14 protein-coding genes and 1 tRNA gene are annotated in these 15009 nt (G+C 61.2%); 13 read left to right on the top strand and 2 right to left on the bottom strand.

The features are described from left to right. The first annotated feature begins 38 nt into the window (after positions 1–38). Positions 39–1640, top strand: a complete 1602-nt coding sequence (locus AAEO60_RS00130) for an AMP-binding protein (protein WP_341671610.1) — start codon at positions 39–41, stop codon at positions 1638–1640. 10 nt (positions 1641–1650) lie between these two features. Next, positions 1651–2499 (top strand): PfkB family carbohydrate kinase, encoded by an 849-nt coding sequence (locus AAEO60_RS00135; RefSeq protein ID WP_341671611.1) that lies wholly within the window; start codon positions 1651–1653, stop codon positions 2497–2499. A gap of 3 nt (positions 2500–2502) precedes the next feature. On the opposite strand, the gene AAEO60_RS00140 is transcribed toward AAEO60_RS00135, so the two are convergent. Then, entirely contained in the window at positions 2503–3702 is a 1200-nt protein-coding gene (locus AAEO60_RS00140; RefSeq protein WP_341671612.1) for a transaldolase family protein, read from the bottom strand. A gap of 147 nt (positions 3703–3849) precedes the next feature. Here AAEO60_RS00140 and AAEO60_RS00145 point away from each other — a divergent pair, with 147 nt between their 5' ends. The 4 genes from AAEO60_RS00145 (at position 3850) to AAEO60_RS00160 (ending at position 7108) form a co-directional block, all read left to right on the top strand. Then, entirely contained in the window at positions 3850–4779 is a 930-nt protein-coding gene (locus tag AAEO60_RS00145; RefSeq protein ID WP_341671613.1) for a hypothetical protein, read from the top strand. Positions 4780–4811: 32 nt separating this feature from the next. Further along, the gene (locus AAEO60_RS00150; protein WP_341671614.1) at positions 4812–5591 is read left to right on the top strand and encodes a hypothetical protein; all 780 of its coding nucleotides are present in this window, start codon (positions 4812–4814) and stop codon (positions 5589–5591) included. Between the two features lie 96 nt (positions 5592–5687). Next, positions 5688–6662 (top strand): SPFH domain-containing protein, encoded by a 975-nt coding sequence (locus tag AAEO60_RS00155; RefSeq protein WP_341671615.1) that lies wholly within the window; start codon positions 5688–5690, stop codon positions 6660–6662. Next, positions 6662–7108, top strand: coding sequence for an NfeD family protein (locus tag AAEO60_RS00160; protein WP_341671616.1), 447 nt, complete (start codon positions 6662–6664; stop codon positions 7106–7108). Before AAEO60_RS00155 ends, AAEO60_RS00160 begins: the two co-directional genes overlap by 1 nt. Positions 7109–7183: 75 nt before the next feature. Here the strand turns inward: AAEO60_RS00160 and AAEO60_RS00165 are convergent, their stop codons facing one another. Then, positions 7184–8128: a complex I NDUFA9 subunit family protein gene (locus tag AAEO60_RS00165; protein ID WP_341671617.1), complete on the bottom strand. Its 945-nt coding sequence runs from the start codon at positions 8126–8128 to the stop codon at positions 7184–7186. Positions 8129–8354: 226 nt separating this feature from the next. On the opposite strand from AAEO60_RS00165, the gene AAEO60_RS00170 reads away from it, so the two are divergent. From AAEO60_RS00170 to AAEO60_RS00200, 7 genes are all read left to right on the top strand, one after another. After that, positions 8355–8441 (top strand) — tRNA-Leu (locus tag AAEO60_RS00170). A gap of 167 nt (positions 8442–8608) precedes the next feature. Next, positions 8609–9796 (top strand): tyrosine-type recombinase/integrase, encoded by a 1188-nt coding sequence (locus AAEO60_RS00175; RefSeq protein ID WP_341671618.1) that lies wholly within the window; start codon positions 8609–8611, stop codon positions 9794–9796. Positions 9797–9923: 127 nt separating this feature from the next. After that, positions 9924–10472, top strand: coding sequence for a thermonuclease family protein (locus AAEO60_RS00180; RefSeq protein ID WP_341671619.1), 549 nt, complete (start codon positions 9924–9926; stop codon positions 10470–10472). 76 nt (positions 10473–10548) lie between these two features. Further along, a complete protein-coding gene (locus tag AAEO60_RS00185) occupies positions 10549–11970 on the top strand; it encodes a hypothetical protein (RefSeq protein ID WP_341671620.1) in 1422 nt (473 codons plus the stop codon). Then, entirely contained in the window at positions 11951–12766 is an 816-nt protein-coding gene (locus tag AAEO60_RS00190) for a hypothetical protein (protein WP_341671621.1), read from the top strand. Before AAEO60_RS00185 ends, AAEO60_RS00190 begins: the two co-directional genes overlap by 20 nt. Further along, on the top strand, positions 12766–14010 hold the full coding sequence (locus AAEO60_RS00195) for a hypothetical protein (RefSeq protein WP_341671622.1): 1245 nt from the start codon (positions 12766–12768) through the stop codon (positions 14008–14010). The genes AAEO60_RS00190 and AAEO60_RS00195 overlap by 1 nt, the downstream gene beginning before the upstream one ends. Next, the gene (locus tag AAEO60_RS00200; RefSeq protein ID WP_341671623.1) at positions 14007–15005 is read left to right on the top strand and encodes an OmpA family protein; all 999 of its coding nucleotides are present in this window, start codon (positions 14007–14009) and stop codon (positions 15003–15005) included. The genes AAEO60_RS00195 and AAEO60_RS00200 overlap by 4 nt, the downstream gene beginning before the upstream one ends. The last annotated feature ends 4 nt before the right edge of the window (positions 15006–15009 follow it).

A 15009-nucleotide genomic window follows, 5' to 3' on the forward strand; every position in this document is an offset into this window, starting at 1 on the left:
TAAGGCCGGCGCAGCGATCGGCCATGCAGGAGAGAGACATGGCCGAAAGGCGCCTCGACAAGGCCCTGTGCGACTGGTTCGCCGACGTAGAAATCCTCGACAGCACGATTGGCGGACTGCTTCGCGAACAGGCTGCCGCCATCGGTGACAGCGATGCCCTGCTCGAAGGCCTGCCCGATGGCACTGTCGGTCGCCGCTGGACCTATGCCCAGTTGCTGGCTGACGCCGAACGCATGGCCAAGGGCTTTGCCACCCGCTTCCAGCCGGGCGAGCGGATCGCGGTCTGGGCGCCCAACGTGCCCGAATGGGTGCTGGTCGAATATGCCGCTGCCCTTGCCGGCCTGACGCTGGTGACGGTGAACCCGTCCTACCAGAAGCGCGAGCTGGCCTATGTGATCGAACAGAGCACCTCGGTCGCGCTGTTCCTGGTCAAGGAGTTCCGCGGCAATCCCATGGCCGCCATCGCTGCCGAGGCAGCGGAAGGCCTGCCCGCCCTGCGCGAGGTGATCGACCTGCAGGACCCGGCGGCGCTGTTTACCGATCCCGCCGGCACCTTGCCCGAAGTTGACACCAACGATCCGGCGCAGATCCAGTACACCAGCGGCACCACCGGCTTCCCCAAGGGCGTGGTGCTGTCGCACCGCAACCTCACCAACAATGCCCGGCTGTTCATCGAGGTGGGCGACTTGCCGCGCGGCCTCGGTACGCTGGGGCTGACGCCGCTGTTCCACACCATGGGCTGTTCGATGGGCGTACTGGGCGCGCTGCAATCGGGCGGGGCCTATTGCCCGCTGCTGGCCTTCGATCCGAATGCCGCGCTCGACCTGATCGCCGCCGAAAAGGTCAGCTGGACCATCTGTGTCCCGACCATGGCCGTTGCCATGGTGGCCGCGCAGAAGGCGCAGCAGCGCGACCTTTCCTCGCTGCAACGCATGGGCATCGGCGGCGCCATGGTCGCGCCCGAACTGGCGCGCGCGGTGCAAGGCGTGCTCGGCTGCAGCGTGCTGGTCGCCTACGGCCAGACCGAAAGCAGCCCGCTGATCACCAGCGGCAGGCCGGACGATGCCTTCGAGGATATCATCACCACCGTCGGCCAGCCGGCACTGGGCTGCGAGGTCGGGATTTTCGATCCGGTGACGAACGAGATTGTCGATTGCGGCGTCGTCGGCGAACTTTTCTCGCGCTCCGCATCGACCATGCTCGGCTACAACGACAATCCGGAGGCCACGGCAGAGGCCGTGGATGCGCAGGGCTGGCTGCACACGGGTGACCTCGCTACCATGGACGAGCGCGGATATGTGAAGATCACCGGCCGCGTGAAGGACATGATCATCCGCGGCGGCGAGAACCTGTTCCCGGCGGAGATCGAGAACGTCCTGCTCGAACATCCCGATGTCGCCGAATGCGCCGTGGTCGGCGTGCCGGACGATGTGCTGGGTGAGGCCGTGGCGGCCTATGTCCGCCTGGAAGACGGCGCGGAATTCGATCCGGAGGCGCTACGTTCCCATTGCCGTTCGCAGATCAGTCCGCAGAAGTGCCCTGCGCACTGGCAGCAGGTCGAGGCCTGGCCGTTGACCGGGTCGGGCAAGATCCAGAAGTTCAAGCTGCGCGACGACTGGGTCGCGGCCAACCCGGCATGAGGCCTGGCGCGTGACCATCCTCTGCATCGGCCGCGCGACGTTCGACCTCGGCTATTCGTGTCCTGTTTATCCTGTCGAGGACAGCAAGCTCTCGGCAACCCATTTCTGGGCGGGGGCGGGCGGATCGGCGCTCAACGGCGCGGTGACGGCGCGGGCGCTGGGCAGCGAGGTGCGACTGGTCACCATGCTGGGCCGGGGCAGCTTTGCCGATGCCGTGCGCGGCGAGCTGGCGCTCTACGACGTGCGAGTGGAGGACTTTGCCGACAAGCAGGCCGAAGTGCTGCCCGTATCGAGCATCATCGTGGTGCCGAACGACGGGACGCGTACGATCATCGACCAGCAGCCGGAGCAGACTGTGGCGCGGGCCTTGCCCGACGACATGCTGGACGGCATCAGCGTGGTCTATTGCGACGGTTTCATGCCGGAAGTTGCGGTGCCGGTGGCCAAGACTGCCCGCGAGCAGGGCATTGCCGTGGTGCTCGACGGTGGATCATGGAAGCCGTGGACGGGCGAGCTGATCGGCCATGTCGATCACGCGGTTGTCTCGGAACGTTTTCATCCGCCGGAGCAAGGCGAAACGGACATCCTCGATGCCGTCCTCGCGCTCGGCCCCAAGGTGGCCGCCATTACGCGCGGACCGCAGCCACTTGAATGGAGCGACGGCAAGCAGCGCGGCACGATCACCCCGCCGCAAGTCGACACGGTCGATACACTGGGCGCGGGCGATATCTTCCACGGCGCATTTTGCCACTACCTCGCGCGGGGTGAGGGCGTGGCGCAGGCGCTGGAACAGGCCAGCGCCGTCGCTGCGGAAAGCTGTCGCTACTACGGCACCCGCGAATGGATCGCGGGTGCCTGAAGCTTAGCCTTCGATCACCGAGCGTACGAAATCGACCGTCTTGCGCGTGGCAGCGGCAAATTCGGTCGCGGTGGCCTGGAACGCGCCGAACTGGCTGAACTCGTGCGGCTTCATGCCTTCGAATTCGTAGGCCTGGCGGAAGGCGGGCAGTTGCATCAGCTTTTCGATGCTGGCCGGGTTGGCTTCGCGCTCGATTGCCTTGGGGTCGAAGGCGTCCAGCTCGTCTTCCACGTCCATTAGCTGTTTGATGTAGCTGGGCGGGCAGGTGTAGACCATGTCCGAACCGGCGAAGTCCGAGATATGGCGCGACACGGTGTTGCCGTACTGGTCCTTCTCCACCCGCATCGAGCATTGCAGCATCTTGGACGGGTGACCGTTGTTGTGGCCATCCCAATAGGCGCGCTTGAGCACCGCCTCTTCGCCGTCACGGATTTCGTCCAGCGACAGATCGATTCCGCGCAGCTTGGCCTGGGCTTGCCAGTCACCCTTTTCGCCAAGGCGGCTGGACATGTGGGTGATCACGCTGCGCCACTTGGACAGGTCCACGCCTGCTGCCTTGGCGCGCTGCAGGCCCGCCGACACGGCGGCGCGACAGCGCGTGTACTGCGCCACGGTAAAGCTGGTGGTGTTGTTGGTGGAAATGCCGCGCGCGGTCAGTTCCTCGATGACTTCATAACCCTCTTTCGATCCGGGGATCTTCACCATCACGTTGTCGCCCATCTCGGCGATCGACAGGCCCTGCTCCAGCATCTTCTCACCGTCGCTGACGAAGCGCGGATCGACCTGGCCCGAGAGCATGCCGTACTTGTAGCCGGACTTCTCGAACGCCGGACGGATCGCGCTTGCACCGAGCTTCACCAGGTGCAGGTACGACTGCCAGTAGACGCCTTCCACGTCGAGGCCGGGGTTCTTCTTGGCGATGGACTTGATTTCGGCACGCCACATCTCGGGCTCTAGTTCGATAGCCTGCAGGCTGAGCGGCGGATTGGTGGTGACGCCGCGGAAACCCATGTCCCCGCTGTCCTTGATCGTCGCATTGTCGTAGAAACGCGTCAGTTGCGCGGTCCAGTCGGCCAGCTTGCCTTCCGGCGCGGATTCGAGCGTTTCCGCCTTCCAGCTGGGGTAGATCAGCGGCGAGCTGTCCCACCAGATCTCGCATTCGGGATTGGTCTCGGCGAGCTTTTCGAGAACGTGCTTGGTCATGGGACTCTCCAGCTTAACTTTGTCGATCTTTGCGCCGCCCTTCGCATCGCGCGGCAAGGCAGTCAAATGGCACTGGCCATATCGCGACGATTTGTGACCATTTACGGTATTGCGCGGCCCTTATGACGGCTTATCCTGCCGCGCAAGATGACTTTGTCCGCCCGATTCACTCTTGTCGCCGCTGCAGCGGCGTTGTCTTTGCCCGCGCCGCTGGTCGCGCAGCAGGAGGTGCCGTCTGCTTGGGACGAGGAGGGCAACGAAATTGTCGTCACCGGCAACAACGAAGATATCTCGGTCGTTCAGGTGCAGCGGCAGGTGCGTGATATCGTCGTGCGGCAGGGCAATTTGCTCGACAGCCCGCTTGCCCGGTTTGAGGACCGGCTGTGCCCCGGAGTCGTCGGGCTCTCGGGAGAGTTCGCCTACTCGTTCAATGCACGTCTGCGCGCCAATGCCGAAGAACTGGGAATTCGCCTGCTGGACGACGATTGCGAGCCGAATTTCGTTGTCGCTTTCGTCGATGACGGAGAGGCGATGTTCCGGCGCATGATGCGGGACGAACCGCAGAACTTCCAATACCTCAATAGCGGCGAGAAAAACGATATCCTCGAGCCCGGCCCCGTGCATGTCTGGACCAGCGTCCAGCCGCGCACGCTGACCGGCATGCCGATTGCGCAGGTTCGCGACCTGATGAACCCGCCGCGGATGGGCGTCCATGCCGCGCACACGCGCATCTACACCGCCACCCGCAACGACATTGTCTCGGTCATGCTGTCCTTCGACCGGGACGCGGTGCAGGGCATGTCGCTGCGCCAGCTGGCAGACTATGCCACGATCCGCGGTCTGGCCCAGACGCGTCCGCCCGAAGACCCGGTGATGGATTCGATCCTGACCCTGTTCGATGCGGAAAGCCCGCCGCTGGGGCTTACCGAGTTCGACCGTGCCTATCTGCGCTCGCTGTACGACGACATTCCCAATCTCCCGGGCTTCCGCCGCGTGGGCGGCACCACGCGGCAGTTGCGACTGATGGCCGAGGAATCGGCCCGGGAGTCAGCCAGCCAGAGCACTGCCAACGAATAAGTGCTATAAGCAAAGACAGAGGAGTCGCTGCCATGCTCGATCAGGTTCGCAAATTGACCGCCGCTGCCGTGCTTTCGGCGCTTGCTGTCGCCACCCCAGTCCAGGCCGACGGCATCATGGAAGAGCCGCTGCCGCGGTTCGAAGATCGCATCTGTCCCGGCGTGCTGGGCATGGAGCGCGAATATGCCGAGCTGATGGTCGCGCACCTGCGCGATAACGTCGAGATGTTCGGTCTGCGCCTCGCCGGTTCGGAAGAGGAAGGCTGCGAACCCAACCTGGTCATCGCCTTTGTCGACGACGGGCGCGGTTACCTGCAGGAGTTGATGCAGCGGCGTTCCTACCTGTTCGCGGATATGGATCGTCCCGATCGCGAGGAGCTGGTTGCCGGCGATGCACCCTACCGCGTGTGGCACCAGGTGGCCGCGCGCACGCGGGACGGTATCCGGGTTGGCAGCCGCGAGAACCTCACCCAGCCGCCCGAGGCTGGCATGTGGCAAGCCCACAGCCGTATCTATCGCCCCGTCCGCCACGACATCACCTATGCCCTGGTGCTGATCGACAGCGCGGCGGTCGAAGGGCTGACCCTGCGGCAACTGGCCGACTTCGCCACGCTGCAGGCGCTGGCAACCGAGTTCCCTGACGGTGCCGAGGACAACCCCGGCTCCATGCTGCGCCTGTTCGAGGGTGACGATACCGCGCCCGAAAGCCTTGGGCCGGTCGATGCCGAATGGCTGGCCCAGCTCTATAACGGCATCCCCAACCTGCCGGCCTCCATGCGCCTGCGCTCTGTAGAGGTGGCGACCGCCGACTGACGCCTTGGGGAGCGGGCTGGCGCAGTCTGCCGCTTTCGCTTGCTCCCCCGCACCCTTGGCGTAGGATGACCTCCGCAATCGGGTGGGAGGTTGGCTATGTTTGAATTCCTTCTGGCACTGCTGGTGCTCGTCATCGTCTTCCTGATGATGGGTGTGCGCATCGTGCGGCAGGGCTATGTCTACACGCTGGAGCGGCTGGGCAAGTACCACAAGGCCGCCGAACCCGGCTTCCACCTGCTGATCCCCTTCTTCGACCGCGTCGGGCAGAAGGTGAACATGATGGAACAGGTGCTCGACATTCCGGGCCAGGAAATCATTACCGCCGACAACGCCATGGTCGGCACCGATGCCGTGGTCTTCTTCCAGGTGCTGGACGCGGGCAAGGCGGCCTACGAGGTTTCCAACCTCTACAACGCCATCATGGCGCTCACGACCACCAACCTGCGCACGGTAATGGGCTCGATGGACCTCGACGAGACGCTGTCGAAGCGGGACGAGATCAATGCCCGGCTGCTGTCCGTGGTGGACCATGCGACATCGCCCTGGGGCGTGAAGATCACCCGCGTGGAGATCAAGGACATCCGCCCGCCGATGGATATCTCTGACGCCATGGCGCGGCAGATGAAGGCCGAACGCCTGAAGCGCGCCGAGATCCTCGAGGCCGAGGGTGACCGTGCTTCGGAGATCCTGCGCGCCGAAGGTGCCAAGCAGAGCGCCATCCTGCAGGCCGAGGGCCGCCGCGAAGCCGCCTTCCGCGATGCCGAGGCCCGCGAGCGCGAAGCCGAGGCCGAAGCCAAGGCGACGCAGATGGTGTCCGACGCCATCGCCGATAGCGGCAGCCAGGCGATCAACTACTTCGTGGCGCAGGAATATACCAAGGCCGTGGCGCGTTTCGCTGACAGCCCCAATGCCAAGACCATTCTCTTCCCGGTCGAGGCGACCCAGCTGATCGGCACTCTGGGCGGGATCGGCGAACTGGCGAGAGAGGCACTCGGCGATGGCAAGGGGCCGCCTTCGCCTCCCGCTACGCCCACGGCCCGCGGCAACGTGCCCCGTAGCGGAGGCGCCTGATGGACTGGCTCGAAAACCTCGACCCGCACTACATCTGGCTCGCCATCGGGCTGGCGCTGGGCGCGGCGGAAATCCTCGTCCCGGGGGTTTTCCTCATCTGGCTGGCTGGTGCCGCGATAATCACCGGGCTGCTGGCCTGGGTGCTCCCCATCGGCTTGCCATTGCAGATCGTGATCTTCGCCGCGCTGGCCATCGCCGCCGTGTTCGCGGGGCGGGTCTACCTGCGCGCGCACCCGATCATCGACGCCGATCCCAAGATGAACAAGCGCGGGGAGCGGCTGGCCGGAGAGGTTGCCGTGGTGACCGAGGCCATCGAAGCCGGACGCGGTCGCGTGAAGCTGGGCGACAGCGAATGGAACGTGCGCGGGCCTGACGCGGCCGTTGGCGAGCGTGTCCAGATCACCGGCAACGACGGTGCCGTGCTGCTGGTCGACAAGATGGACTAGCTAGTTTTCCCATCCGCCTGTGCGGGTGGGAGGTCACCCTTGCGGTCCGCTGGTCGCGAACCGGGTCGTTATCAATCAGGCGGTGCGCTTCTCGGTGAAGCGCCCGTGCTTGCGGAAACGCACCATCCAGCGATCGAGGAACAGCGACAGCGGCTTTGCCGTCACCCCCAGCTTGGCCAGGCCCGGTGTACCCTTGCTCGCCACCGACCCCGCCTTGAGCATGGCCAGCTGGTCCGAATTGATCGGCGTCAGCGGCAGCATGGCGAAGATCTTGGCCAGCGGATCGGGCATCGGCAGGAACACGCGCTCACGCTCCTGACCTGCGGCGATCATCTGGTTGATCTGCAGCATGGTCAGCGTGTCGGGTCCGGTTGCCTCGTAGGTCTTGCCGCCATGGGTGGCGGGGTCTTCCAGGGCATTTGCAATGCCTTCGGCGACATCGTCCACCCACACCGGCTGGAACTCGCTCTCGGCACCGAAGACGGGCAGGACCGGTAACATCGAGACGAGATCGGCGAACATCGGGATCAGCCCGCTTTCCTCGCCGAACACCACCGACGGACGGATCACGGTGGCCTTGGGGAAGGCGGCCTTCACCAGCGCTTCGCCGTCACCCTTGGTGCTCCAGTAGCCGGTCTCCGCCGCCGGATCGGCGCCAATGGCCGAAAGATAGGCAAATGCACTGGCGCCGGTTTCCTTGGCAGCGCGCGCCGCATGGCCCGCGCCGGTCGCCTGCAGCGCCTTCTGGTTCTGTCCGAAGGTGCCGACGAGGTAGACCACAGCGTCCGAGCCGGCCACGCAGGCTTCCACGCTGCCCTTGTCAGCCGCGTTGCAGCGGGCGAACTGCAGCTGGCCGAGGTTGGCGAGCGGCTTCAGCCTGAAGGCCTTTTCCGGATTGCGCGCGGCAATGCGCACACGGGCGCCCCGATCAAGCAGGTCTTGCGCCAGGTGGCTGCCGATAAAGCCGTTGCCGCCGATCAGGGTGACGAGCTTGCCGTCGAGCGGGGATTTGCGTGCCATGGTGCGTCCGTTCGTCCTTGGTGTCGCGTAAAGCCGGATATGGCCCGCCCTTTGCCCGAAACCCCGGCGGCGGGCAATGCCCCGAAGGTCCGTGTTTGGGCCGCGAGACCGCGAGCAGGCGAATTTTTGCGTCGTGCCGCAAGTGACTCGTTGACAGCCTGCCTGCCCTGTCCTAGTTGCGCGCCCCTACCACGCAGGCGGCTTTCGATGACCGGCCTGCTCCGGTGCCCAGATGGCGGAATTGGTAGACGCACCGTCTTCAGGTGGCGGCGCTCGCAAGGGCGTGGAGGTTCGAGTCCTCTTCTGGGCACCATTTACTCATACATTGATGTTCGCTGACGGTTGCAAAAACCGCAGAAATCTGCCAAAAATCAGGTGGATTTGGCCGCTGGCGTTCGCTCACATTCGCCGACAATCGCGACATTGTGGGGGCCACGTTGGGGGCCATTCCGAAACTTGCTTTCGGGAGTGGCCCCCACCATGGCGCTTACAGATACATCGATCCGCAACGCGAAACCCGGCGACAAGCCGAAGAAGCTCTTTGATGAGCGCGGGTTGTTTTTGCTCGTCCAGCCGTCGGGCGGGAAGCTCTGGCGGCTGAAATACCGCTATCTCGGCAAGGAGAAGAAGCTCTCGCTGGGCACCTATCCCGATGTTTCGCTTAAGGTGGCACGCGAGCGGCGCGACGAGGCGCGGACGATTCTTGCCAACGGCACCGATCCCGCGACCGTCAAAGCGGCGCTGAAGGATGAAGCCAAGGAAGCGGCGGCGAACACGTTCGCGTCAATCGGTGAGGAATACGTCGCCAAGATGGAGCGTGAGGAACGGGCGGCGGTAACGATCAAGAAGACACAATGGCTGTTGTCGCTCCTCAACCGCGATCTGGGCAAGCGGCCCATTTCGGAAATCACGCCCGCCGAACTGTTGGCGTCGCTAAAGGAAGTGGAGTCACAGGGCCATTTGGAAACGGCGCGGCGGATGCGTTCGCTCTCTGGCCGCGTCTTTCGTTATGCCGTGGCGACTTCCCGCGCCACAGCCGACCCTTCGGCGTTGTTGCGTGGTGCATTGGTCGCCCCGACCGTGAAGCACCACAGCGCCATCCTGGAGCCGGAAGCCGTTGGCGAGTTGCTGCGCGCTATCGATGGCTATTCCGGCCAGCCGCTTACCCTGTTGGCGCTCCAACTGACGCCTCACGTCTTTGTCCGCCCCGGCGAGCTTCGCCGCGCCGAATGGCAGGAGTTCGATCTCGACAAGGCCATCTGGACGATCCCCGCCGAGAAGATGAAAATGCGCGACCCTCACGTTGTGCCGCTTTCGAAGCAATCTATTGCATTGCTGGAGTCGGCCAAGGCAATCAGTGCTGGGCAGCGATATGTCTTCTCTTCGCTCTATCCGGGCAATCGGCCAATGTCAGAAAACACGATTAACGCGGCGCTCCGGCGGCTGGGTTACAGCGGCAAGGAAATGACCGCCCATGGCTTTCGGGCAATGGCTAGCACCTTACTTAACGAAAGTGGCAAGTGGTCGCCCGATGCCATCGAGCGCGCGCTGGCCCACAAGGATAGCAACGCGGTGCGAGGCACCTATCACCGAGGGGCACACTGGCAGGAGCGCGTGGAAATGGCGCAATGGTGGAGTGATTACCTCGACGCACTTCGAGTAGGGTAGTGCTACCCGCCTAGCTCCGTGCGACTCATCGCAACAATTGTTGACCGCGTGGCTGCTTCACACCACCTTGCGACACATGCCCATCGTATTCGAAAATGAAGCCAGAAAGCTACGAAGGCGTCGGACTATGGCCAAGGGCGGAGTGATTGCTGCCGTCGCCGGAATAGCCGCACTCTTAGGCAGCTATGTCGCAAAGTCTTCATCTGATGTTGCTGAACTGGAAGTGCCTGCGAGTACAGTGCAAACTCATGTTGCACCTGATTTCGAAGCAGCGGCATCGTCAGCTGCTGACGGCTCATCGCTGGACCGTTCCCCGAATGCGCCGACTTCATCCGACTGTGAGGTTACGGATGGCGATACTCTGAGATGTTCTGGCACGCGTGTCCGGCTAATCGGAATAGATGCACCAGAGCTTCCCGGGCATTGCAGGCCTGGACGAGATTGCGTGTCCGGAGATCCATTCTCTGCTGCCGTTGCGCTCAGAGAACTCGTGGCTTCAGGAAATGTGCAAGTCGTGCTGACTGGAGGCATGAGTTATGACCGCTACCTCGGTAATGTCTATGTTGATGGGCGCAACGTTGCGTGTGATCTCATAGACCAAGGACATGCAATCTATGTCGCGGATTGGGACGTTGATGATATCGTGAAAGAAGACTGCTCGATTTCAGAGCTTTAACGTGACTATAACTGCCCGCTGGGGTTAACGGGATTCGATTGCTGGATAGGGAAGGCAATAGATTCGGGGGGATTAGATGAAGGCCTTCGGGGGTCTGCAGCGATTGTTTTCTGACAAAGTCGACGGCTTTGCACCGATCGACGATCCCTTTGTGCGGCCAGACCGCGATGAGACCGTGCGGTCTATGGATTTGGTGAACAAGGGGAAGGAGCAGGGTGCGCTAAATCTCCCGCCACCTGATGCCGTTGTTTACGATACCGTGGAACGGGACATTGTAGCCGAGGTCAAGGACCACCTGAACCAAGCGCATATTGAAGCCGGCAACCACATACGATCCTACGAGAACCGTCTCGCAAGTTTGCAGGTCCTTTATGGCTTAAGCTCGGTGCGCGGCGAGAAGGCGAAGACGCTAGGCGACATCAAGCGTTTAGTCGGCGACTGGCGAGACAAGCTATCGTCGCAAGCCGAGCAAATCCGCGCTTCAAACCGGGAGATCAGGCACTTTCAGAAGGCACATGGTCTTGAGCGCCCCTATCACGTGGTCGATTCACAGTGGGTCAACTTCGCGAAGATCCTTGGAACCTGGCTGTTCGAAACCGCCGGAAACACATTCTTCCTGAGCGAAAATAATGAAATGGGCATCATCGGCGGCGTATTTTCGGCTGCCCTGGTCTCCCTCATAAACGTTCTGGTTGGCGTGCTTGCCGGGGTATTTATCTGGCGCACTACGCAGCGCCGAGAAGCCCACTTGAAGGCCATCGCTTGGATAATGATGCTCCTCTGGATGGCATTCGTGGTTGTCTTCAACTTCTACGCAGGTCACTTTCGAGACGCTCAGTCTCTCGGGCTCGAAGACCCCACTCTGATGGCGCTTGCGTTGTTCAGTGAGGAGGGGTTTTGGTTCGAGAACTTTTATTCCTGGAGCATGCTTATAGTGGGGATGATCGCTGCGGGCTTCGTCGCCTACGAAGCGTATGGAATGGATGATCCCTACCCTGGTTATGGGAAACTAGGGCGTCGGCACGAGGCCAGAGAAGAGACCTATTCTGAGCTTGCAGCAGAGGCGCGTGAAGAGCTCGCTGAAGAGCGCAATGATGTGATCAAGCAAACGGAGGAGCTGCGCGACAGGGTCGGCTTGGAGATGCGAGTACGAGGCCGCGTATTGGCCGCCAACGAACAACTGGCCTATAGATTTGAGCAGCACCACAAGCAGCTTGAGGGCCTGACGAACTACTTGCTCAAGGTCTACCAGGATGCCAATCGCAAAGCGAGAAGCGAGCCCGCGCCCGCCTATTTCGACCAGCAGCTAGAGCTTGATCGACCAAAGCTGGCTAGCATTCATATCCCGCCGCTTGATGAGACGCTGGTGGGCAAGGCCGAGGACGAATTGAACTCCACCATTGAGGAGGTGGCTGAAGCCTTTGACAACGCAATCGAGAGCTTCGAATCTATTGATGCGTTGAGACAGGAGCTTCGCGATGGCGCGGCGGACGACTAGGGTAGCGCGACGCAAGCAACGCAAGACTGCTTGGGCAATTGTGTTCATCATCGTTGTGATTGGCGTGATCGGAGCAGCGGGAGCTTGGTTCCTGACCGAAAAAAGCAAGCTACAGTCAGTCGATGAAAACCTTTGCCCGCCCGAACCATCTGCTTACACCGTGGTTATTGTGGATGTCACAGATCCACTGACGCTTGCCCAACGCCAGGACCTTCGCAACCGCCTTGATGAGGTGCGAGCAAGCCTTGGGGTTGAAGCCCAGATTGCATTTTTTGCCGTGAATGCAGCCGATGAAGAGCTCCTTCATCCGATCATTACCCGCTGCAACCCGGGTACTGCCCAGGATTTCTCAGAGCTGGATCGTGATCTCGACAGCATTCAGCTGACCTATGAAAACGATTTCGTTGCCCCAATTACGGCTGCCTATGAACGCATATTCGAAGCCAGCGGAAGTGATCGCTCGCCAATTATGCAGTCCATTCAATCGGTAAATTTGACTGAACTGCAGGCTGCCCAGGCGCTTGGTAAGCCTCGGACAATCGTCCTCATAAGCGACCTGCTGCAAAACACCGAGAACCTCTCGTTTTACGGTGGCCTGCCAACAGCAGATGAAGTTATGCGAAACCCAGATTTCGTGAATGCGCGGACCAATTTGGCTGGTGTGCGTATGGAATTGTGGATGCTGCAGCGGTCGGACTTTCGAGCGTCGCAGCCACGGGCGCTGCCTGAGCTTTGGAATATCCTACTTCAAGAACAGGGCGCGTTAAGCGTCGAAGCTGATCGGATAAGCGGCTAATGGTTGCACTTCGCGATACCCTACAAACAAAGATGCTTGGCGACCGGGGGTTGTTCTTCCTCTTCTCGCTCGGCGGCTCGGTGCTCATTGTTCTACTGAAGGCGCTCACCGGGCTGCGCATGGAGTGGATCGCTGTAGGCGCGATTGCGCTGATGATATTGTACGCATACCTGGTCAGCAGCAAAGGAGTTGGCAAACTCCGAGCGGATCAAGCGGGTGACAATTGCTACTATCTGGGCCTGATCTACACCCTGAGTAGCTTGGCCTATGCCATTTTCACATTTGATCCCAGCGAAACGGCGACTGTTATCGTTCAGGGTTTCGGCGTGGCTTTGGCTACGACAATTCTTGGCCTGATCTTGCGTGTGTTCTTCAACCAATCCAGGGCCGACATCCATGATATTGAAGAAGACGTTCGTTTCGAGCTGGTCGAAGCAGCATCCCGTGTGAAATCGCAACTAACCCAAGTTTCGGAGGGGTTTGCCGATTTCTCCTTGGGGCTTCAGCAATCGATGAACGAGGTCCAGCAAGCAGCGGCCAAGAGCATCGAGGATTCCAGCAAGAAGTCGGTGGACGTCGTTGAGCAGCTAGCCAGCAGTGCTGGCGAAAGCCTGCAAAGCCAAGCTGAAGAGTTCAAGGAGCAGGTTGCAGCACTTACCAAAGCGACAAACACGTCAAAGAATGCTCTTGAGCGGCATTCGACTTCACTAGAGAAGCTCACTGAGCAGCAGCAAAGCTCGGCTGAGAGCCTGGAAACGATCAAGGAAACCGTTGCAGCAACGGCTGCTATTGGTGAGGAACTTAAGAGCCAGCAGCAAGCTATGGCGGCAATGCAAGTTGCCATGGAAGACGTTGGCAAGAAGCTACTCGAAAGCTCAATGTCCCTCGGCTCTGCAACTCAAGGCACCGTTTCGTCATTGGCGCAACTTGCCGCGCAGCTGAAAGAGAGGGTGGCTGAGCTGGAGGCTGCGCCAACCAAGACTATGGACCCAGCTTTGGCGGCGATTGCCAGGGCTGCCGAACGCCTAGAGGCCTCCATCGATAGCGTGGCGCAAAAGCACGATGACGTGCGCCAGAACATCGAGGCGCAGTCCGAGAGTTTGCTGGAGAAGATTGCCCAACACAATGCAGCGTTGGAGGAGCAGCTTGAGCGCTCCAGGGATGGTTTTAACCGCGTCCAAGATGGATTGGTGAGTGTGGTTGACAACCTGCGCGCTGAAGTTGGTCGGCAAGAGCAGGCATGACACCCGCCGAAGCAAAACAGGATCAACCCTACCGAAGGGGGCTTATCCTTGGGCTGACCGTGGCCGAAGTCATGATCCTGCTAATTTTCATCCTCCTGATGATGCTGGCGGCTGCCTTGGCTGATCGAGAAGAGACCATTGAACTTATGGATGACGCCGGACAGCAACGGATGGTCTCCATCCTGCAGGAAGCATACCCAAACGCCGTTACGCCGGATGACTTTTGGGAAGAGCTAACAAGCGCCGTCGAAGTCCGGCAGCAAGTTGAGCAATACGGCGAAGAGGCCGCTTGGGAGCAGCTTGCCGACGATGCTGAGATAGGTCGCCGATTCAGGAGACTTGCTGAAGAGCAGGGGCTGGACAATCCCCGCGACGCATTGCGTTACGCTGAAAGCGGGAGGCAGGCGACCGAAGCTGCTGAGCGTGCTGGCGAAGATGATCCAGCTGCGTTTATTGCCCGCACGGCTGCTGAGACACGAAGAGGGCGCAGAGGAGAGTGGCCACCGTTCTTCAACTTGGACGAAGCTGGCGGCTACTATTTTGAAAGCGGCAGCGCCGAGCTACGGCCTCAGTTTAGACAGAACCTTATCGACATCGTCATACCATTGTTGGCGACGAGCTTGAGCGACTACGACGTGGATGTGATCGAGGTGATTGGCCACACGGACGAAGTGCCTATGCGGGGCTTTTCAAACTTGGATGACAGCTTGATTGCGGCATCGACTGGCCGCTTCGACATCGATCGTCTGGGCTTCGCTGACAATTCAGGCTTAGCAATGGCAAGGGCCGTATCCGTCGTGCAGGTTTTGCGTTCTGACCCTCGCTTGAGCGGCGTTACGATCCTTCCGCTTTCAGGCGCGCAAATGATCGTCCCAGTTGATACAGCTGCCGACGGCTCCCAAAACTCGAGCGACGAACGGCGCAGACGGATTGAAATCAGGCTTCGACGTTCCACCGCGGAAATCGAAGCCGATGGCTTGACGGTAGTGGACTAGGACT

This window comes from Aurantiacibacter gilvus (genome assembly GCF_038289935.1).
Classification (GTDB): domain Bacteria; phylum Pseudomonadota; class Alphaproteobacteria; order Sphingomonadales; family Sphingomonadaceae; genus Alteraurantiacibacter; species Alteraurantiacibacter gilvus.